The following is a 20181-nucleotide window of genomic DNA, read 5'->3' on the forward strand; positions in this document are numbered from 1 at the left end:
CGGCCGACACGCCGGGCCGGGCTGTTCCGGACCCGGCGTGCTCGAACACTTCCGATCCCGCCGCGCCGTCGAACGGCTCAGGTGATGTTCACCTCGATCGCCGTCGTCCTCGAGAAGGTCAACACCGCCATATCCTTCACGAAGGTGCTCTCGCTGGGGTCAAGAAACTCCCGTGCGTCGTCGGCACGATCCGTCGTCGCGTCCGTCAGCACAGGGTGGGGGTTCTTTCCCAGCCGGACACCGTGCGCGAGGTTGTGCGGGTACCTGAGGACGAGTGCGGCACCCTCGTACTCGTCGGGCGCGAACGTCACGTCGTGGTCGCGGTCCCGCAGCTCATCGGTGGGAAGGTCGGAGAAGTGAACACCGAACTCCGCCCCCTCGATGTTCTGCGTCCGCACCGTGGGGTAGAAGATCACACTGCCCACCGGCTCCTGCGGGGAAGCGATGTCCCGGTGGAGGAATCCTTCGTACACCTGCCCGGCGCGCGCGACCACCCGGAAAAGGAACAGTGTCACGACCAGGCGTTGCTCGTCGAATTCCTCCGGGATCGCCAGCTGCGCCGCAAGGCGCACGATGCCGTCGAGGTGTGCGAACGCCGGCACCTCGGTCGCGTCCGGCAGTTCGATTCCCGGTTCTCCACGAGGCTCGAAACTGGTCTCGGACAGCGAAAAGGACGACTTTATGGCGCCGGCGGCCAGCGCCCGAGTCTCGCCGCGCCCGAAGCAGGCGCGCTGGTAGTTGTCCCAGGCTCGGCGCCGCGAGGCGACTTGTTCGGTCGGTGTCGTTCGAAGGCGGTCGGTGATACCGGAGAATACATGCTGTAGGTGACCGATCGCGGAACTGACCGGCACCTCCCTAACCAGCCGCGCCATCGGCTCCGATCGCTCTGTCTCGAACTCAGCCATTGCACACTCCTTCGAAGTGGTTTTGCATACGTGCCGGGGGAGGTACTTTAGGAAGGCGAATCTCACCTCATCGACCCGGGGATCGGCATAGTTAGCGCGGGAGCATCTCAGCATGACACTGATTCGACGCCCAATTCGACCACCTTACGATGGAGCACCTTTCCCAACCGCGACACTGGTCCAGGCGTCGGCGGTCATCGACCGGTACCAGCTTGACATAGATCCGCGGAAGACAAAGCGGCTCAATTCGTCGGGCAATGTGCATTCGGTGTACCGGCTCGGCGACAAGTATATCCTGAAAATACCGCGAGACCATCCGCGGGCGATCGGAGAAACGCTCACCGCGTCAGTCGCAGTGCCGGCCGCCACTTCCGCTGGCGTCCGGACCGGATCACTCGTCGCGTTCGACGACAGCCTGGAGATATTCAGCGTCCCGTTCTCGGTCTTCGAGTACGTGCGCGGCGAGTCGGTGACCCCGTCCGCGCGGCTCCTGCCGTCCGACGCGGCCGTCTGGCACGATGTCGGACGCGAACTCGCGACACTCCACAACACCGTGGGTCACGTGGACGATCCGAACGGCTGGCTCGAGGAGTGGACCCGCCCGCTCGACCACACCGCGGTCCTGACCGGGCTCGTCGAAGCCGGCGTGCTGGCCTCGCACCTGGCCGAGTGGTTCGATGAATTGTTGACCGCCCTGAAGCCCTCGGTCAGCGGCGCGAACCGGTATCGCCGGTTCGTGCACGGCGACCTGAAGCCGGGGAACATCGTGCGATGCGACGGCCGGCTTGGCGCGCTGATCGACTGGGATGACGCAGGTTGGTTCGATCCGGCGATCGACTTCGCGCAGGTACCCCTGCAACTGGTCGACGTCACTCTCGCCGGCTACCGGGCCGTCGCTCCGCTGGACGGCGACGACACGGCCGAACAGCGAATCCTCTGGGACCACGTGATGACCGCGCTGACAGAGCTGTGGCGGCTTCGCATCGACATGGCCAAGGTCTACCACCCATGCCCTGGCGACGGGCTCGTCGAGGTGCTCGCCCTAGCCGTCGACGGCACGTCGTCACTGCTCGAGCACTTCCCGGTCCGCCGGGGCCTGGCTCAGCCGGAGGCGCGGGGCTGACCGTGCTCCGCCGCCAGAACCCAACCCGAACCTCGGCGCTCGTCGGCGGCGGCTTTCGCCGTACCGCGAGCGACCGAGGTGCGGAGCGCCATGGGGTCTCAGGCGGATATTCGGGCTCGGAACCGGTCGGCGTCGACCACGGCGCGCTGATGACTGCCGTCGCAGAGCACACTGCCGTCGATGCTCTTGACGGCGAAGTCGAATCGAGGCTGCTCGACATCACCGGCAGCGGTCGCCTCGATGACCACGACCTCACCGACCCGGGCGGGGGCGCGGTGGTTCATGACGACCTGCACGCCGACCGTCATCTCTCCGGGTGCCAGCTGCGGTTGAAGGAGGTCGGCGCAAAGGCGCTCCACGTGGCCGAGGATGGCTGGTGTCGACAGCACTTCGATACCGGGGTTCCCCCAGCGCGAAGCGGAGTCCTCCGGGCTGACGGTGATGCGGCGTTCATTGCTGATCACGAAGCTCTCCTGACATGCAGAGGCTCCCCCACGGCAGCTGATCACGGCTGACCGGGGGAGCCATGGATTGTTGTCCGACGTTCGCTCAGCTGTCCGCGGGTGTTGTCAGCGCGAGGTCGGCAGCAGGTGGAGCCGCCGTTCGTAGTCATCGGCTGTGGCGACGTCGACTCCGACTGCGCAGTACTCGACCGCCCCGGACTGGGCGGTGTGATCGCAGGTGAGGATGACGCCTTCGCCACGCTCGGGGTCGAACGCCAAGCCGGCCCGCTCTAGCGCCGCCACGGCGCCCGTGAACGAATCCACCTTCAGGTGGTTGTTGCTGATGAGGTGCCGGCGTCGCAGGTAGTCGTCGCCGAGGAGCGTCCGGCCGATCCAGTGGAGATGGGTGGAGCCGCCGAGGCGACCGTTGAACTCGTTGAGGACGACCGTCTTGCCGTCGTCGACCGCCAATCCATCGATGTTGATGAGCCCGCGGTAGCCCATCGCGTGCACGACGCCGGCGAGTTCGAGCGCGTACCGCGAGAACTCGGCGTCGCACTCCTTGGAGATCGAACTCGGGGGTATCAGGAGTCCGTCGAAGATGGGCGTCATCCGCATCTCCGCCGTGTGGCGCATGACCGGGGACTCACCGGCCAAGTCCACCTCGCACCCCAAGGAGATCGCGTCCTGTAGGTAGTGCTCGACGACGACGGGATCGCGGCCGTTCGAGCTGAAACGCGGCCACTGCTCGGCCAGTCGCCTCTCGACGGCGTGGCGGTCCGCTACGACGGTGAGCACAGCGGCTCCCAACTGAACGGTGTCCGCCGATGGCGTGAGGATCTCGTTGCCGTGACCGCTTTCGTGCGCGTCCTGTTTGACGATCACGGACCTCCCCGCCTTGATGAACGAGGCGACGAAGTCGGTGGCGTCGCTCACCGACCTGGTCACCAGGCCCTCGGCGATGGGCACGCCGGCACCCCCGGAGAGTGCCCGGAAAACCGACTTCCGGTTGAGCAGGTCGGCACCGCCGGCCTCGCAGAACGCGACACTCGTGTCGTGCGACCCGATTCCGACATCGCGCGAAAGCGACGCGATGATCTGGTCGTAGCAGTAGGGGACGATGCGATCGAGTCCTCGGCCGGCGACCATCGCTCGCAACTCGTCGACGAACCGGGCCCCTCGGAGCCGGTCCGCCATCAGCACGTCGTCGCCGGACCCCCCCGAAGGCGGAACGACGACGTCTGCCGATGTGACCGGCACACCCTTCAGCCGGGAGGCGTAGGCGAAGAAATCGTCGCTGATGGGTTGTGGACTGACGAGGAGGTCGCCGGGCTCCATCAACCAGACCAACCGACAGGCCAGGTTGCCGCCGATCCGGCGCTCCAGGGGGCCGAGTCGGCTGAGGTCGCCGACAAGGGTCTCGTTGAACGAGTTCCCGACGTACAGGGTGGTCATCGTCACTCTCCTCAGACGCGCTCTGCTGCGAACGACTCGGACACTGCGCGGGTGAAGCGTGCGATCAGCATCTCGACCTCTCGGTCACGGATCGTCAGCGGTGGGCACACCATCACCGACTGCGTACGAGCGTCGACGCCCGAGGGGTACACCAGGAGTCCGTTCCGCAGCGCGGCATCGACGATCCGGCGGTTCAACGGCGTGGTCGCGAACTCGACTGGGTCCTGCTCGATCCCCATGCCGAGGAGCAGACCTCGTCCACGCGGCGGTCGGAGCAGGGGCACCGACTGTGCGATCAGTGTCAACTCTCGCCGAAGGTGGGCCCCCACCTCCCGCGCTCGCGAGACGAGCCGGTGGTCGCGGGTGTACGTGAGCACCGCGAGCGCCGCCGCGGCGGCCAGCGGGTTGCCGCTCATCGTGTGCCCCAACGACACCTCCGCCGCCGAGACACCGGGCAGCACGCGTTCCCCCACGATGCAAGCGCCGATCGGAAGGTAGCCACCGCTGAGGCCTTTCCCGGTGACCAGAAGGTCGGCCACGATCCCGGACTTCGACACACCGAACCATTCACCAAGCCGGCCGAATCCGGTCATGACCTCATCCGCGATCAGCAGAGCGCCGACGCTGTCACAAAACTCACGGAGCCCGCGGAGCGTCCGGACCTCCGTCTCCGCCCCTCCGCTGGCCGCCCCGCCGACCGGCTCGAGGACGACGGCGGCCACGCGTGCGGGATCCACCCGTTCGAGGACGGACATCCAGTCCTCAAGCGACGGGAGGATCTCGGCGTCGCGCGAGGATGACACCTGCTCGAGCTTCGCCGCGCCGCCGAGCAGAGCATCGACGTTGCGGCGGCGAGGCGGATGTCCGGACACCGCGAGCGCGCCGGCGGTCATGCCGTGATAGCTCGGCCGCTGCGAGACGATGATGTCTCGCCCGGTCCCGGCCTGGTGGTGCATGGCGAGCCGGAGTGCGGTCTCCATCGTCTCGGATCCGGAATTGTTGTAGACGACCTCCTTGTATCCGGGGCCGGCGATCGACAGGACCATGGCGGACAGGTCTTCGACGGGCTGATTGCGGAACTGGCTGCGATGGGCGAACGTTACGAGCTGCGACTGCCGCGAGATCGCCTCGAGCACCTCGGGCACACCGTGACCGATGTTCACGCAGATCGTGCCCGAGCACCCGTCCACGTATTCCCGGCCGTCGGTGTCGACGACCATGACTCCTCTCGCACGAGCCACCATCGGCAGTGCGGATGCTCCCGTCATTACGTCCCCGACCCCCTCGAACCATGTGCGAGCTCGCCGGTCCGGTACGCACGCCGCACATGGTTGAAGATGTTCTTCTTCTGCATCTCGTCCGTCCCGGCGGCGATCTTGAAGGCCACCGAGTCACGCAGGTTGCGCTCCATCGCGCTGCCGGATTCGTAGCCCGAGTGGCCGAACGCCTGGACCAGGTCGAGACCCGAGCCGACGAGACCGGTCGAGGCGAACAGTTTCGTCACCGAGGCACCGAGGCTGTATCCGTCGTGCCAGCCGTCCAACTGGCCGAACGACCGATAGGCCAGTGCGCGGGACCCCTCGACGGCCATAGCAAGCGACACGACCTTTTCCTGCATGTACTGCTGCCCGCTCAGCGGCGCGCCGAACGCGCGTCGCGTCTCGAGCTGCCGGAGCAGCGGCTCGAGCTGCGCCTCCAGGGAGCTCCCGACGATGATCCCGAACAGAATCCTGTCGTACGCCAATGTGCTGTAGAGGCGCTTCAGGCCCTCGCCGACGCCGCCGATCACCGCGTCGGAATCGACGTGCACGTCGCGGAACGTGATCGGTCCGGTGGGGCTCGTCCGGAGTCCCAGGAGCTCCTCACCGGGTCCGATCTCGACCCCGTCGATGTCGGTGCGCGTCACGAACAAGCTGAGTTCGAAGGCCCCGGACCCGGTGTCGGTACGAGCCGCCACCATGACGACATCCGCGACGGGTGCGTTCGTGATGTGCGCCTTGCCGCCGTTGAGGATGAAGCCGCCAGCGGCCGCGGGGACCGCCCGGGTCGAGATCCCCCGGATGTCGGACCCGCCGGACTCCTCTGTGGATCCCGTGGCCGCGATTTCTCCGGATGTCAGACCCGGCAGCCAGGTGTCCTGTTGCTTCGCGGTACCGGCGGTCACCAGCAGCCGGATCAGGCCGCTCTGCGACGCGACGGACATGAGGAAACCGAGATCACGCGCACCGAGCGACAGCCCCTCCATCGCTGCCAGCCAGTCCCAGCTGTCCTGGCCGGCACCGCCGATCTCCGCCGGCACCTGCAACCGCCAGAAGTCAGTGGCCGCCAGATCCTTCCAGATCCCCCGGTCGAAGGATCCGTCTCGATCGCGGGCATCGGTGCCGACCGCCACCAGGTCGGTGGCGATCTCATGGAACCGCTCTCGGATCTCCAGCTGACGCTTGTTCCAAGTTATGTCCACGGCTCCTCCACTCTGGCACCCGGATTCGACCAGCTGATCAGGGTGCCTCCCCACGACATTCCGGCGCCGAAGGCCGCGAGCAGTACCAAAGACCCCTGTCGCAGCCGGCCGTCCTGCACGGCCGCGTCGATCCCGAGTGGCACCGACGCTCCGACGGTGTTGCCGAACACCTCGCCGGTACTCACATTCCGGTCTCCGGCGAAACCCGCTTCCTCAGCGCAACGCGCTACGAGTTTGGGATTGGCCTGGTGACAGATCAGATAGTCGACGTCCGACACGGTGACGCCCGCCATCTGCGTCACCGTGTTCACCAGCTTCGGCAGGTTCTCGAGCATCAGCTCGGAGATCTCCCGGCCGCGCATCCTGAAGAGATGGCCTGCGCTGTCGGGGGCCTGGCCCGGCAGCGGAGGTGAGAAGCCGCCCACGGCGTAATCGCCCAGCGAGCCGTTCGTCGCCAGGGCCGTCGCCATGAATCCGCCCTCCTTGACCGGGCCAAGCACCACAGCCCCCGCCCCGTCTCCGAAGAGCGGCCAGGTCTGACGATCGAGCGGGTCCGTCATCCGCGACCAGACGTCACAGCCGATGACCAGGACGAACGGCCGCTCGACGTCCACTCCGACCAGTGGTCGTGCGACCTCCAGCGCGAAGATGAATCCCGCGCACGCCGCGTTGAGGTCGAAGGCGTAGGCGTGCGTCGCGCCGAGGCGGTCCTGGACCCGGGCGGCGACCGCCGGGACCGGCGGGTCGGGGCTGACCGTGGCCACGATGACAGTGCGGACCTCGCCGGGGCTGACACCGGCGGCGCGGAGGGCCTCCCGGCCCGCCCCGACGGCCAGGTCGGTGAGCGATGTCTCGGCGGGGGCCCGGCGCCGTTCGCGGATCCCCGTCGCACGCTGGGTCCATCCGGGCCTGGCATCGAGCGCCCGATCCATCTCGTCGCAGGTCACAACGGTGCTCGGCAGGCACGAGCCAGTGCCGATGATCCCCGTCGGCGACTTCGCCGCGGGATAGCCTCCGCGACTCTGCGATCGGCTGTCCGTCCCGTGGCTCATCATCGCCGCCCCTGTGCCGGGATCACGCTGACGCCATCTTGGGCGTTTGCCTGGGCTTCCGCGAACTCCACGAGCTGAACGTTGGGCACTCGTGCCAGCTCCGGCGTCCATGCCGCCCAGCCCGGCACCGGGTTCACCTCGATCACCGTCAGGCCGGCCTCGCTCATGATGATGTCGACGCCGGCCGTCGTCAGCTCCGTCGCCTTCGTAGCTAGCAGGGCCAGGGACAGGAGCTCGTCCGACGGCTCGACGAAGGCGGAACTCACCGGATCGTCGGCGAGGTCACCGGAGAACGGCTTCCAGTGGTCGCCGACGGTGTCGAACCGCGTGCAGCTGGAGACCTTCGACCCGATGACGAGCACTCGGTAGTCGCCCCGGTGCTCCAGATAAGGCTGGCAGAGGAGCGTGCCGTGCCGTTCGAGGAGTGTGTCGATGAGTTCCAGAGCCGAGGGGGTCGGGCCGTTGAGAAGGCGCTCGACGTCGAGCCCCCGGTAGCCCAGAGCCGGCTTGACCACCACCTGGCCCCATAGATCGAGCGCGGCGCGCACGTCGGCGGCGCTGCGGCACTCCTTGGTCGGCGGGACGGGGATGCCGTGCAGCGTCAGCTGCTGGAGCATGGCTCGCTTGCTCGCCGCTCTGATGTGCACGTCCAGCGGATCGAGGACGGTCACGCCCGGTTCGCCATTGAGCAACAAAAGCTGCTGGATCTTCTCCGTCCAGGGCGGCGTGCTGAGGTCACACCGGCAGAGGATGACGTCGAACTCCGACAACGGGGTCCCCTGGACGGTCGCTACCGTACCCGCGGGACCGGGCTCACAGCGTACGTCGTCGAGCTCGAACACCAGCGCGGTGTGCCCGCGTTCCCTGGCGACGCCCGCCATCCCAATCGCTTCCGGCTCCGCCTTCTCCCAGGCGAGAATCCCGAGTTTCACGGCACCCACCAGACCGTGGACACATTGGTGTCAGTGGTCATCTATATTCTCCATTCGAAGATGACTTGCGCCGATCGCAGAACCGACTCCATGTGTGCAACTGAGGATTCTCTTCAGTTGCACAGCTCAGTGGTACAGACCAGCCAGAAATTGGCATTTCGGATCCATCGGCCGCCGAAATTGCGCCGGCTCGAATGTTCAGACGCTCCGGGCCGCGTGCTCCGCGAGAACCGCTTGAAGATCCGCGTGCCCCGGCTCCCACTCGCCGGCAGCCGCCTGCGTCGTCGTCAGCACGCCGCGTTCCAGGACACCCCGCGTGCTGATGCAGCCGTGCTCCGCCGTGATGATGCACGCGGCGCCGACCGGGTCGAGCTTCTCGCGTATCGCTTCCACCACCTGGTAGCCGATGTGCTCTTGGACCTGCAGCCGCCGTGCATACCCGTTGAGCACCCGGGCGAGCTTGGACAGACCGACGATGGGTGCTCCCGACCGCGGGCGGTACGCGACTGTCGCAGTGCCGGTGATCGGCAGCAGATGGTGCGCGCAGGTGGACGTCAAGCGGATCCCGCTGAGCACGACGAGGCCGGGATCCGATGGCCCGGTGAACGTCGCGTCCAGGTGCACGGCCGGATCGCTGTCGTATCCGGCGAGACACTCGGCCCAAGCTTCGGCGACGCGCCGGGGGGTGTCGTAGGTATGCGAGTCCCGCTCCACACCGAGCGCGAGCAGGAGGTCGGAAACACTCGACGCGACCTTTTCGATGTCAATCATTCAGTGACCTCTACGATCTTGCCAGGCGAGAATATGCAGCCGATGGGTAGCGTTGATGCCGGCATGCGCGGCTGCGTCTGCGATCGCGCGCCAGCGGCCGTTCAGCTCTTGTGCGGTCGTCCCCTCCGGCATCACCCAGACTTGGTCGAGGGGCCAACCGGTGGTGCGAGCGATGTCGACGGCATCCGCGACATCGTCGGTCGAAGCGCACACCACCTTCAGGTGCGCATGGCCGGATTCCGCGACCTCGGCCCATCCGGTGCGTAGGGCCGGATCGATGTTGCCGCGATGAACACCCGCATTCGCGAGTTTCGGTGACACCACGAATGCCTCGACGAAGCCTCGCGTGGTCGCGTTCGGAACGATCGTTCCGTTGGTCTCGACATGCAGCGTGCAACCGCGCGCTCTCAGCCCGGAGCACAATGCGCGCCATGCGGGTCGGTTCTGATGCAGCAGCGGCTCGCCGCCGGTGACGACGACAAGCGACGGTGAGGCGATCCGGGCGAGAACCTCTTCCACTGGTGTCATCGGAATCTCGCGCCGCAGGTCGAAACGCTGTGCGTCCCAGGTGTACGGCGAGTCGCACCAGGAGCACGAGAGATTGCAGCCGCCGAGCCGGACGAACCAGGCACTCCGGCCGGCGTAAGGGCCCTCGCCTTGAATGGTCGGTCCGAACACCTCGGAGACCGGCAGTGCCGGCAGGCCGCCGTCGCCGGACTCGAGCAGATCCAGGTCGGCCTCGTCGGTCTTCACCAAGAGACCTCAGCGGCATTGACATGGGTTTCCCGCACCACGACCCGCGACACGCGCACACCTGGCCACCTCCGCGCTCGGAGGTATCCGGCCGTGACCCGGCCGAGGAGCTCAGCGACGTTCTCCACCGTCGGCCAGCTGAGACCGAACGAGGGATCCGCTTCGCCGAACACGAATACCTTGGAGTCCGCCGCCTTCAGCGCCGGCACGAGCTCGTCCTCGCTGCCCAGCATGGCCCCGTGATCGAGATTGCCGTCGATCCACTGCCGCAGATAGCTCTTCAAGTCCTGGAACTCCACGACTATGCCGTCGGTTCCGGCGTCGCCCGCGACGGTTGCCTCCACCCACCAGGAGTGACCGTGGAGGTTGTGGCATTTTCCGCCCAGCTGCGGCAGACGATGTGCGGACTCGAAGTTGTGCCGAACGGTGATAGCGGTGGTCCCTGCGGTCTGCCGGATTTCACTGCGGCCGACCTCTTGTTCTTCCTCGCACCATGTTGCGTCGTGTGCGAGTTCATCGGTTCTTGCAGCCATCAAGCCCTCCTCCAATTCGCAGCAGGCTTCCGTCAACAACGCCGAGAAGGATGCAGTCGGCTCTCACACGACCCTGACATGTTGCTTGCTCCGCAACCGTAACGCGGCCGCAGGCGACGTCAATAGAGGCTTGTCCCCGGTATCGCCTGCCGCAACGGCAATTCGACGCGGTCCACGCAGGGTTCGATCGCACGGGAACCACCCGAGCTTGAGCCAGACAATTCATTGCGACGATCACGCCGATTGTCAACCCCTATTCTTCTGCGGTTTGGTCGTGCCGGGACGGCCCGGTTCGTCTCGCCGGCGCGGACCCGGTCTCCGTTCCACGTGCGCTACGGGGGGCGTCGGGGTGGTGGCCAGCTTCGAGGACAGCAGCAGTACCCTGCGGAAGCGCGGCGGCCAGCGCCGGGTGGGCCTCAGCCGGGAGCCGGATCCCTGTGCAACTGCTGATAATCCTCAGTTGCACAGACGTCTCCGGGAGACGGATTTGCTTGCGCGGCACGAACGTGCGCACGACCTGGATCCGTCGTATTGTCGCCGGAGATCGCGTCAGGCCATCAGGCGGGAAGATCTCGCCATACGGGCCTCAACCAGGCAGCAGCCCTTCATCAGATCAGGCGACCCGCCTGCCCGATTGCACTTCGTCCACCGATCGGTGTATCGCCCTGTCAATGCGCGGGTCCCATCACATTCCGCGCGCTCGTCATGTATCGCGCACTTACCGGAGGAAATATCGTGGCTGGTGAAATCCTTGATCTCGTCGTAGCGAACGGGACCGTCGTATTCGGCGACGGACGTCGCAACGTGGCGGTTGGCGTCAAGGGCGGAAAAGTGGTCGCCCTCGCACCCGAGGAGTTGCTGCCACCCGCGAAGGAACGCATCGATGCGCATGGGAACTTCATCCTGCCGGGCGTCGTCGACTCGGAGGCCCATCCCGGCTGCTACGTACCCTTCGAATACGACATGCGCACCGAGTCGCGGACCGCGGCGTGCGCCGGGGTGACCACCTGGGGCATCCAGGCGCCGGTGACGCGCATGGGTACCGAGCCGTTCCAAGAGGTCGTCAAACGGGCCGACGTGGTCTCGTTCCATCATGCGTTCCCTTCGGCCCGGAAGGTGATCGAGAGCGTTTCGCACGTCGACGCCTATCTCACCTACATGCTCGAGACCGATGAGCAGGCCCACGAGATCCAGGAGTATGCCGAGGGGCATGGCGTCACGTCGTTCAAGCTTTACCTGCAGACGCGCGGCCTCAAGGGCATGCGGGACGACGACGACAGCAACTGGCCGTCTCGGCGCGCGGGCCTCGGTACGGGCATCGACGACGGAACCGTCTACCAGGTGATGGAGCAGGTGGCCCACCTCGGCTACCCAGGGATGGTGCACATCCACCCGGAGAACTGGGAGATCGGCCGGGTTTTCGAAGACCGCCTGCGCGCTGCCGGCCGCACCGACTTCGGCGCCTGGACGGACCGTTCCCCCGACTTCCTCGAGGCACAGCACATCCGGGCCTACGCGTATCTGGCGCAGCAGACGCCGGGGAATCCTCCGCTGTACCTTCAGCACTGCACCACGCGCCTCAGCTTCGAAGAGGTCGCGAAGGCCCGCGCCGAAGGCGCGCGGGTGTTCGCGCAGACCGGGCCGGCGTGGCTGTGGGCGCAGCCGGAGGACGGCTGGCGGATCAACGTGCCGCTGCGGCGCCGGGAGAACATCGACGCCCTGTGGCAGGCGCTGGCCGACGGCACCGTGGACGTCGTCGGGTCCGATCACGTGGTCGGCTGGGAGCCGGCGAGTTTTGAGGAAATGTACAACCCGAACATCTGGGACTGCCGTACCGGCTTCAGCCGAGTCGAGCTCTTCCTGCCAGTCCTGCTGTCCGAAGGCGTGCGCAAGGGCCGGATCAGCATGGAGCGCCTGGTTCAGGTCAGTTGCGAGAATCCGGCCAAGACCAGCGGGCTCTGGGGCCGCAAGGGCTCGCTGCTTCCCGGCTTCGACGCGGACATGGTCATCGTCGACGCCGGACGCGAGGTCACCGTCGGCAAGGAGCACATCAACACCCGGGCCGGGTGGTCGATCATGGAAGGCCACACCTTCCACGGCTGGCCGGTCAAGACGATCATGCGCGGCAAGGTCACCGCCGAATGGGCCGACGACTCCCCCGGAATGCGACCGGTAGCCGAAGCTCGGGGCGAGTATCTGGCCCGGTACCCGCAGAGCGCATCGCGCACCTACCCGATCGCCGAGCCGACCGCCGTCGACCTGTCGCATCGCCGGTGGAGCGGCTCGGACTTCAGCCGGCCCGGCTTCAGCGCGGAGACCCAGCTCTACACCTCGGTGCGCGCGGACGGGCGTGGGGAGGCCGGGCGATGAGGGACAACACCCGGGGTGATGGGATCACCAAAGAGGCCGCCCACGACAACGAGGTCTGGGCGGATGTCCTTGGCCAGACAGACCGGCTGGTCTTCGAAGCCGCCGGCTGGGGACGTCGGGCAGGATTCGGCCGACGACCGGCGCTGATGGTTGTCGACGTGAACTACAACTTCTGCGGAGACCGGCCCGAGCCGATCCTCGAATCGATCGAACGCTGGCGGTACTCCTGCGGCGAGGTCGCGTGGACCACGGCGATACCGGCGATCGCGCGGCTACTGGAGGTCGCCCGGCGTAAACGGCTGCCGGTGATCTACACGACCAACCCGCGGCGCCCGGATGGATTCGACCTCGGCGTCTGGACGTCGAAGAGCACCCGCAGCGATGACGTGGTGGACGTGAAAGGACACCTGGGCAACCGGATCGTCGCCGAGGTCGCACCGGAGTCCGATGACATCGTCGTCGAGAAGCGGAAGCCGTCGGCCTTCTTCGGTACGCCGCTGATGAGTCACCTGACGATGCTCGGCGCCGACTCGCTGATCATCACGGGCACGACTACAAGCGGGTGCGTACGGGCCACGGCCGTGGACGCCATCTCCTACGACCTTCGCGTCACCATCCCGCATGAGGCGGTCTTCGACCGGGCGGTGCTCTCCCACAAGGTGAGCTTGATGGACATTCATATGAAGTACGCCGACGTCACCAGTCTCGGCGAAGTCCTCGGCCACCTCGAAGGACTCAACGAGGGGATGTTCGACGACGTCTACCCGCCGGCGGCGGCCCGCGCCAACTCCGGCTGAACCTGGACGGCGCGCGGGCGCCAGCAGTAACCCCGGGCCTCCCGCACATACGGGAGGCCCGGAGTGCTGAGCGTACGAACGCCGGGCCGGATGTGCACGCCCGCAGCCGCGCCGGCGTGCAGAATCGACTTGGGGACGATGGAAGGCGCGTGTCAACGCCGGCTAAAGCGGACCCCTCACGACGGACTCCCCGGGTTGGTTGACTCGCGCGGCGGCGTGGTTCGGGCCGCGGGTGCGGGCTGCCGGACCCGCGCCGACCGTGCCCCAACGAGTTGTGACTCTCGGCCGCCGCAACGTCTGATGTTGTGTCCACAACACACAGACGAACTTGCGGTGGCCAGCGCTGCTCGCCTGCGGCGAGTCCACGCTGCGCCTCATTCCTGCGATATCCGTGGTCACCCCACGAAAGCGACTGCCGTGTTGGGGACTATTTCATAATGATCCGCCGATTGGCCCGCCACCACCGCGCCTGAACCGGTTCCGGACGGGTTCTTACACGCCATCTGTTCCTGGCTCATGCCCGTTGTCGCCCTCAACGGATGGTGGTGAGCATGGACCGACAACGTACCCACCTCCGACCTCCATGGCCTGATCGACACCGTCCTGATCGGACACGACATTGAGCTCGATCGAGGAATTTTACGAGCTACCGATATCGGCCACGTGTTCGGTCAGAGACGAATCTGTAGACGGCTGAGATCGCCCAGTGCTTTGCTCTTCTCGTCGGGATCGCAGGCACATCGCAAGCGGCCTGAATTCCTGGATTCCCACGACAGGAGGTGATTCACATGCGTAAGTACAACAAGCCGACCGCTCAGCCGGTCTCGCAGGGTACCGTCCTGCGCACCAACGCCTGAGTCCTGCTCCGGCCAGGCCTATCCGGCCTTGCGTCACAAGAGGAAGAATAATGTGTGGACTCGCGGGCATAGCCCGACTCGGTGGACAAGATCTCAGCTCAGAGACGGACATCCTGCTGGACCGCTTTGCCGACATCCTTCACCACCGAGGTCCGGACGAGAGTGAGGTGCTCCGCCAGGGACCGGTCGGGCTGGCATTCACCAGGCTGTCACTGGTCGACCCGGAGGACGGCTCCCAGCCGCTGGTCAGTGACGACGGCAACTTGATCCTCATCGCGAACGGCGAGATTTACAACCACAAGGAACTCGCCGCGACGCTGCCCTCCGACGTGAGGCTCAGGACGGGGTCCGACTGCGAGGTCCTGCTGTACCTCTACCGCCGTCATGGTCTGAATTTCCTGCGGAACGTGCGGGGCATGTTCGCCATCGTCCTGTGGGACCGCTCGCGCCGGCAACTGGTCCTCGCACGGGACCGATTCGGCATCAAACCGCTCTACTACCACCAGAACGATGACCGCGTCCTCGTCTCCTCGGAGATCAAGGCCCTCTTCGCCGATCCCGCCACGCCTCGGCGCTTCGACTGGGTGAGGGCGCTGACGGTGCCCTCCCTGTCGGCCGCACCACGGTTCATCAGCACGCCCGAGCCGTGTACGTGGTTCGAGGGAGTGAAGAGCGTCCCGGCTGCCACCATCCAGACAATCGATCTCCAGGACGGCGTCTCCACACACCACCGGTACTGGGAACTGCCCACGGAGTCCGTCGAGTCCGGTGACGCACGCTACTTCACCGAGCGATACGCCGAATTGCTGGAAGCATCGGTACGCGACTGTGCGACAGCGGACACCGAACTCGGCGTCTTCCTCTCCGGAGGCGTGGACTCTGCTGCCGTACTGGCGCTCGCCCGGGATCAACTGGGCGAGGTTCACACCTTCACGGCGCTGAGCGGAGGGACCCGGGAAAACGGGGACGCGGAGTATTCGGCCCGGCTGGCCCGTGAGCTGGGAGTGCACAACCATCAGGTGGTCTTCGGCCCCGACCACGTGCCCACGGCAGACGAATGGGCACGACTGGTCTGGCTGGCCGAAACACCGATGACCGGCCCGGAGATCTACTACAAGCACGAACTGCACCGATTCGCTCGCCAGGAACGGCCGGAGCTTCGGGGGATGCTGCTCGGAGCTGCCAGCGACGAGTTCAACGGCGGTTACTCCGGTGAGATGGGGACGGACTGGGTCTCGTTCCTCGACAGTCTCGAAGGGATGAGCCGCAACACGTGGCACGACCAGGAGCCCCTGCTGCGGCACTGGTGGAAACCAGGCGGCTCGTTCATCAACTCCCGGGCGTTGAGGGAATTGCTGGGTTCTTCCCACGACCCCTACGCCGAGTACCTCACCTCCGAATATCACAAGATCCAGCAGTACAACGTCTGGCACGAAGACCGTACGGCCGCAGGCAGCGGGGTAGAAGCGCGCGTGCCATTCCTCGATCACCGCCTGGTGGAACTGGTGACTGCCGTCCCTCGGGACCTGCGCCCAGATCTGCTCTGGAACAAGAGGATCCTCCGTGATGCGGTGCGGGGGCGTGTCCCCAGCTGGGTTGCGGAGCGGGAGAAGGTCCCCTTCTTCTACGGTCCGGGGACGCGGCACGCGTACAGGATGCTCGTGCGCCTGATGCATCGCGACGGCAGGCAGTTGGTCGAGCGCGCAGTATCGGCGCCGGGCGCGGAGACCTTCCTCGACATCGACGCCATCAGCTCCATGCTGAGCGGTTTGCGCGACGGGGACACCGACTCGGCGTCGGTGGAGATTCTGATGCGGGTCGTCAACATGGGCCTGCTCGCCGACATGGTGGCACAGCCCCCGGCGTTGTCCGACATGTCCGCTGGTTCTGTCCGTACCGCGCTGCCGCACGGTGTGCATCCTGTGGCCGGGACCGAGGAACTGTTCACCCTCAGAGCTTCCCGCCACACACCCGACCAGGTTCCGGTCCGCTCTCCGTCACTGCTGGTGCTGAGCGACCCGGAAGGCACCTGTTACCTGGCGAACGAGGGACAGATCGAGTTCGAGCTCGAACCGCAGGCGCCGATCCTGCGGGTAGTGAACTGCATCGATGGAAAGGCCAGCCTGGCCAAGGTGTTGAGTGAAGCCGGCGTCGCGCTGGCTGATGTCAGTGACGATCTGAACACCTTGCTGGAGCAGCACCTGATTTCCTTCGGCGGATGACGAGGGCTGTTATGTATCTGGAAGCCTTTCAGCAGCAGCTCCTGCCCGGTGATGCCGCAAGCAGGAGCAGCCGCCTCGACTACAACAGCCGCTTCGAACGCTGGGACGATCTCGCCGGGGTCCGCCGCAAGCCGCGCCGGAGCTTCGAAGCGGACGGGACCAAGGGACTCGCCTTGTTCTTCCCGCCGGAGTTGTATCCGGTGGCGCTGCACCCGCTGGTGACCGCCAAGGGCACAACCGCCGTACGTCGCCTTCTCCTACAACGGCTGTACGACTACCTCGCGTTCACAACCGAACTCGAGAGTGTCGCCGTCATCCCGGTGGCCATCAAGATCAGCGCCGGGCAGTCTGGCCTGCTCCTGCCGGAACACATGCGGGCGGACGCCTTCAAGATCGTTACAGATGAGGCGTGGCACGCCCAGTTCTCCAACGACTTCGCGCGACAGATCGCAGGCGAGACTGGCTACGCCCCTCAGGGCCCGATCCGCACCCCACCAGCCTTCGTGCCCCGGCTCGATGAGCTCGGAGATCGACTGCCCCCGCAGATCAAAGGTGTGGAGTCGCTCCTCTTCGCGATCGTCAGCGAGACGTTGATATCGGGCATCCTCTCGGACATCCCCCGGGACCGACGCCTGCCGCGGTCCGTCTGCGAGATTGTGCGTGACCACGCGGAAGACGAAGGGCGACATCACGTCTACTTCCGATCGCTGCTCCGGCACTTGTGGCCGGCCTTGACGCCTCGGGAGCGCCGTGCCATCGGTCCGATCCTCCCGTCGGTCGTCTATGCCTTCCTCGAACCGGACTACGAACAGGCGGTGACACACCTGACCGCCGTCGGCCTGACCGCGTCGGAGATCGAGCAGGTCATTGCCGAAACCTGGCCGCCGGGGACCGTGCGGGCCGCAGTTGCGGAAGCCGCCTCCCCGTTGGTCCGGTACCTCGCGGAGGCCGGTGTCCTCGACGACGCCCGCACCCAGGAGGAGTTCGAGAGTTCCGGTCTGCTCGACAGCGGCCCCACATCCCACACCGTGGCCGACGGAGCGCCGCTCCTACACATCCCGAGAGAGTTCTCCTGATGACCGTACTGGCTCCTGCCGCCCCCAGACCCGGTATGGAAGGCGTGTTCTGGCGGTTCTGGCTGGCATCGACGGCAGCCAAGACGGGCTTGGCGCTGACATTGGTGGCGCTGCCGCTCGTGGCGCTCACCGTGCTCGGCGCGAGCACCGTTCAGGTCACCATGCTCGCGGCGGCCGGGCAGGTGGCCTGGCTTCTGCTCGGACTGCCCGCCGGCGTCATCGTTCAGAAGTGTCCGCTGCGCGCGCTGCAGGTGACGCTCGGACTCGTGCGCGTGGCCGCGATGGGATCCGTGCCCCTGGCCTGGCTGTTCGGGGTCCTGACCTACTCGCACCTGGTCGTTGTGGCGCTGATCAGCGGATTCGCCACGGTGCTCTTCGACGTCTCCAGTTCGACCTACTTGCCCTCCGTGGTCGACAAGGAAGAGCTGAGCGGCCGCAACAGTCTGGTCTCCGGAACGGAGGCGGTCATTCATACCGGCGGCCCGTCCCTGAGTGGTGTGCTCATCCATCTCATGGGGCCCGTCGGCATCCTGGCGCTCGACTCGCTCAGCAACTTGCTGTCCGCGCTGATACTCAGGACGCTGCCGGAGCGTAGATCGGGTAGGAAGACCCAGACGAAGGCCGTGGTGCTCGTCAAGGAAGGCTGGCACTTCGTGGTCCGGCACCCGGTGATGCGGCCGTGCATGATCTGGGCAACCGCCGTGAACTTCGTCAGCGCTGCGCTGCTGGCGCTCACTCCCCTTTACCTCGTCCGTGAGGCTCACTCGTCCGCGACCGTCGTCGGCTTGGTGATCGCAATGGACGGCGTGGGGGCGCTCCTCGGCTCGGTCGTGGCGACACGACTGGCGGGCCGGATCGGCACAGCGCGCGCCATCTGGAGTTCAGGTCTGCTCGGCGGCGCGTTCGCCCTCCTGATCCCGCTGACGACGTCCACCGGGACTGTCTTCTTCTTCGCGATCGGCAACGCCGGCTTCGCCTTCGGCGTCGTCATCGGAAGTATCATGGCAAGAACCCACCGGCAGACCGAATCACCCCCTGAGCTGCTTCCCCGCGTGATGGCGACGGTCCGTTTCGTTTCCTGGGGTGCGTTGCCGGCTGGGTCTGCGCTCAGCGGCGTACTCGGCGCGGTTCTCGGCCTGCGTCCCGCGTTGTGGCTGGTGTGCGCCGGTGCGCTCATGGCTCCAATGATCATCCTCCTCAGCCGCATTGGCGGGCTCAGGGACCTGGAGGCGTTGCGAGAGCCGCAAGAGGTCAGGGTCACGATCAGCCAACGGCCCTGAATCCGCAGCTTCAAAGGACGGACCCGACTGTGGAGCGCGTCGTGCAGTGACGGAAGAAAGGAACACACGATGAAGAGAACCTCCGCCGACGAATGGCTCGATCCGCTCCGTAAACGGAACCTGCTGCCGGACGAGGTACTCGCGGCCTTCGTCGTCGGCTCGGCCGCCCGTGGGTGGCACAACGCGCGAAGCGACTACGACATCTACATCGTCACCACGTCGCAGCGTGACCCCGGCAAGGGCGACCACATCCCCATCCCGTTGGACCCTCCCTTCCTCATGAGCGAGATCTTCTACGCGCAGAACAAGCGGTGGGAGATCAAATACTGGCTCGACAGCCAGGTCGACCAGATGCTCGACAAGGTCTCCTGGGAAGCCTACGAACGGGGAACGTCCGCCGGCGGCGTGCTCACATTGGCCGAAGAGCTCATGTTTTCCCGCCTGAGCAACTGCCTGCCGCTAATAGGTGAGGAGTGGGTCCACGAGCGTCGGCGACAGCTCGCCAAGTCGGCGTTCCGTTCCTTCCTCCTCGTCCGTTCCCTGGGAGCGGTGGATGACGCCGTCGAGGACGCGCTGGGTCAAATGGAAGCGGGGCACCTGGAATGCGCGGCGATCTCGGCCCGGAACGCCTTCGGGCACGCGATCGACGCGCTGCTCGAGAGTGAAGGCGAATTTGGCAGCCACCAGCCCAAGTGGCGACCCAACCGGTTCAAGGCGGCCGCCCCCGCGGCCGTGTCATTCGAGACGTACTGGGCGCTCGAGACGATGCAGACGTACGACCCGGTTGATCCCAGGCCGTGGATCAAGAGCATCCTCACCTTCTGCCAGGACATCGCCATGGGCGTGGAGGTCTCGTGATGCCCCCGGTCCCGTGCAGCCCCGAGGCTGTGCCTCGGCGGACCCTCGGAATCCGCATCCGGCTTGTCAAGGGCGATCTCCTCATCGGGGAAGAGGACAAGGCCCACCTGCTTTCCGGACCAGCCCAGCTGATCTTCGCCTCCCTCAACGGCGAATGCACCGTTTCCGATGTCTCCAGGCTGATCGCCGAGGAGTACGGCATCGACGAGCAGGAAGCACTCGAGGACGTCCGGGAATTCCTCGGCGACCTCACCGGCAGGGGCTGGGTCGAGTGGTGAACCGTTCCCCTTACC

General features: G+C 66.2%; 18 protein-coding genes. 8 read left to right on the forward strand and 10 right to left on the reverse strand.

From position 1 onward, the window contains the following. Positions 1–77 precede the first annotated feature (77 nt). Positions 78–905 (reverse strand): hypothetical protein, encoded by an 828-nt coding sequence (locus KBX50_RS17150; protein ID WP_210938026.1) that lies wholly within the window; start codon positions 903–905, stop codon positions 78–80. Positions 906–1017: 112 nt separating this feature from the next. Between KBX50_RS17150 and KBX50_RS17155 the strand changes: the two genes are divergently transcribed. Further along, complete coding sequence (locus KBX50_RS17155; protein WP_247673881.1) at positions 1018–2028, forward strand: phosphotransferase enzyme family protein; 1011 nt, start codon at positions 1018–1020, stop codon at positions 2026–2028. Positions 2029–2126: 98 nt separating this feature from the next. On the opposite strand, the gene KBX50_RS17160 is transcribed toward KBX50_RS17155, so the two are convergent. The 9 genes from KBX50_RS17160 to KBX50_RS17200 all read right to left on the reverse strand — a co-directional run bounded on the left by KBX50_RS17160 (position 2127) and on the right by KBX50_RS17200 (position 10428). Next, positions 2127–2492, reverse strand: a complete 366-nt coding sequence (locus KBX50_RS17160) for a thioesterase family protein (protein WP_210938028.1) — start codon at positions 2490–2492, stop codon at positions 2127–2129. A gap of 105 nt (positions 2493–2597) precedes the next feature. Then, positions 2598–3926, reverse strand: a complete 1329-nt coding sequence (locus KBX50_RS17165) for a peptide ligase PGM1-related protein (protein WP_210938029.1) — start codon at positions 3924–3926, stop codon at positions 2598–2600. 11 nt (positions 3927–3937) lie between these two features. Then, positions 3938–5194 (reverse strand): aminotransferase class III-fold pyridoxal phosphate-dependent enzyme, encoded by a 1257-nt coding sequence (locus KBX50_RS17170; RefSeq protein ID WP_307870989.1) that lies wholly within the window; start codon positions 5192–5194, stop codon positions 3938–3940. Beyond that, complete coding sequence (locus KBX50_RS17175) at positions 5194–6441, reverse strand: acyl-CoA dehydrogenase family protein (RefSeq protein ID WP_307870990.1); 1248 nt, start codon at positions 6439–6441, stop codon at positions 5194–5196. The genes KBX50_RS17170 and KBX50_RS17175 overlap by 1 nt, the downstream gene beginning before the upstream one ends. After that, on the reverse strand, positions 6378–7550 hold the full coding sequence (locus KBX50_RS17180; protein WP_210938032.1) for a 3-oxoacyl-ACP synthase III family protein: 1173 nt from the start codon (positions 7548–7550) through the stop codon (positions 6378–6380). Before KBX50_RS17180 ends, KBX50_RS17175 begins: the two co-directional genes overlap by 64 nt. Next, on the reverse strand, positions 7439–8371 hold the full coding sequence (locus KBX50_RS17185; protein ID WP_210938033.1) for a RimK family alpha-L-glutamate ligase: 933 nt from the start codon (positions 8369–8371) through the stop codon (positions 7439–7441). Before KBX50_RS17185 ends, KBX50_RS17180 begins: the two co-directional genes overlap by 112 nt. 198 nt (positions 8372–8569) lie before the next feature. Next, positions 8570–9142 carry a GTP cyclohydrolase I gene (gene folE / locus KBX50_RS17190; protein ID WP_210938034.1) on the reverse strand — a complete coding sequence of 191 codons (573 nt, stop codon included), beginning with the start codon at positions 9140–9142 and terminating at the stop codon, positions 8570–8572. Further along, the gene (locus KBX50_RS17195; protein WP_210938035.1) at positions 9143–9895 is read right to left on the reverse strand and encodes a 7-carboxy-7-deazaguanine synthase QueE; all 753 of its coding nucleotides are present in this window, start codon (positions 9893–9895) and stop codon (positions 9143–9145) included. Further along, on the reverse strand, positions 9892–10428 hold the full coding sequence (locus tag KBX50_RS17200; RefSeq protein ID WP_210938036.1) for a 6-carboxytetrahydropterin synthase: 537 nt from the start codon (positions 10426–10428) through the stop codon (positions 9892–9894). The genes KBX50_RS17195 and KBX50_RS17200 overlap by 4 nt, the downstream gene beginning before the upstream one ends. A gap of 735 nt (positions 10429–11163) precedes the next feature. Between KBX50_RS17200 and KBX50_RS33620 the strand changes: the two genes are divergently transcribed. From KBX50_RS33620 to KBX50_RS17235, 7 genes are all read left to right on the forward strand, one after another. Next, a complete protein-coding gene (locus KBX50_RS33620) occupies positions 11164–12798 on the forward strand; it encodes a dihydroorotase family protein (RefSeq protein WP_210938037.1) in 1635 nt (544 codons plus the stop codon). Next, positions 12795–13595 (forward strand): isochorismatase family protein, encoded by an 801-nt coding sequence (locus tag KBX50_RS17210; RefSeq protein ID WP_210938038.1) that lies wholly within the window; start codon positions 12795–12797, stop codon positions 13593–13595. Before KBX50_RS33620 ends, KBX50_RS17210 begins: the two co-directional genes overlap by 4 nt. 907 nt (positions 13596–14502) lie before the next feature. Next, positions 14503–16674, forward strand: a complete 2172-nt coding sequence (asnB, locus tag KBX50_RS17215; protein WP_210938039.1) for an asparagine synthase (glutamine-hydrolyzing) — start codon at positions 14503–14505, stop codon at positions 16672–16674. An 11-nt stretch (positions 16675–16685) separates the two neighbouring features. Continuing rightward, positions 16686–17750, forward strand: coding sequence for a diiron oxygenase (locus KBX50_RS17220; protein ID WP_210938040.1), 1065 nt, complete (start codon positions 16686–16688; stop codon positions 17748–17750). Next, positions 17750–19030, forward strand: a complete 1281-nt coding sequence (locus KBX50_RS17225) for an MFS transporter (protein ID WP_247673884.1) — start codon at positions 17750–17752, stop codon at positions 19028–19030. Before KBX50_RS17220 ends, KBX50_RS17225 begins: the two co-directional genes overlap by 1 nt. A 69-nt stretch (positions 19031–19099) precedes the next feature. Beyond that, the gene (locus tag KBX50_RS17230; protein ID WP_210938041.1) at positions 19100–19888 is read left to right on the forward strand and encodes a nucleotidyltransferase domain-containing protein; all 789 of its coding nucleotides are present in this window, start codon (positions 19100–19102) and stop codon (positions 19886–19888) included. Continuing rightward, complete coding sequence (locus KBX50_RS17235) at positions 19888–20166, forward strand: PqqD family protein (protein WP_247673898.1); 279 nt, start codon at positions 19888–19890, stop codon at positions 20164–20166. The genes KBX50_RS17230 and KBX50_RS17235 overlap by 1 nt, the downstream gene beginning before the upstream one ends. Positions 20167–20181: the final 15 nt, after the last annotated feature.

It is taken from the genome of Micromonospora sp. C51 (assembly GCF_018070435.1).
GTDB classification, from domain to species: Bacteria; Actinomycetota; Actinomycetes; order Mycobacteriales; family Micromonosporaceae; genus Micromonospora; species Micromonospora sediminimaris.

Excerpts from the sequence above, each read along its gene's own strand:
- KBX50_RS17165 (WP_210938029.1), bottom strand. The coding sequence starts at position 3,926 with ATGACCACCCTGTACGTCGGGAACTCGTTCAACGAGACCCTTGTCGGC.
- asnB (WP_210938039.1), top strand. The coding sequence starts at position 14,503 with ATGTGTGGACTCGCGGGCATAGCCCGACTCGGTGGACAAGATCTCAGC.
- KBX50_RS17225 (WP_247673884.1), top strand. The coding sequence starts at position 17,750 with ATGACCGTACTGGCTCCTGCCGCCCCCAGACCCGGTATGGAAGGCGTG.
- KBX50_RS17150 (WP_210938026.1), bottom strand. The coding sequence starts at position 905 with ATGGCTGAGTTCGAGACAGAGCGATCGGAGCCGATGGCGCGGCTGGTT.
- KBX50_RS17155 (WP_247673881.1), top strand. The coding sequence starts at position 1,018 with ATGACACTGATTCGACGCCCAATTCGACCACCTTACGATGGAGCACCT.
- KBX50_RS17230 (WP_210938041.1), top strand. The coding sequence starts at position 19,100 with ATGAAGAGAACCTCCGCCGACGAATGGCTCGATCCGCTCCGTAAACGG.
- KBX50_RS17235 (WP_247673898.1), top strand. The coding sequence starts at position 19,888 with ATGCCCCCGGTCCCGTGCAGCCCCGAGGCTGTGCCTCGGCGGACCCTC.
- KBX50_RS17200 (WP_210938036.1), bottom strand. The coding sequence starts at position 10,428 with ATGGCTGCAAGAACCGATGAACTCGCACACGACGCAACATGGTGCGAG.
- KBX50_RS17220 (WP_210938040.1), top strand. The coding sequence starts at position 16,686 with ATGTATCTGGAAGCCTTTCAGCAGCAGCTCCTGCCCGGTGATGCCGCA.
- KBX50_RS17170 (WP_307870989.1), bottom strand. The coding sequence starts at position 5,194 with ATGACGGGAGCATCCGCACTGCCGATGGTGGCTCGTGCGAGAGGAGTC.
- KBX50_RS17180 (WP_210938032.1), bottom strand. The coding sequence starts at position 7,550 with ATGGACGCCGGAGCTGGCACGAGTGCCCAACGTTCAGCTCGTGGAGTT.
- KBX50_RS17210 (WP_210938038.1), top strand. The coding sequence starts at position 12,795 with ATGAGGGACAACACCCGGGGTGATGGGATCACCAAAGAGGCCGCCCAC.
- folE (WP_210938034.1), bottom strand. The coding sequence starts at position 9,142 with ATGATTGACATCGAAAAGGTCGCGTCGAGTGTTTCCGACCTCCTGCTC.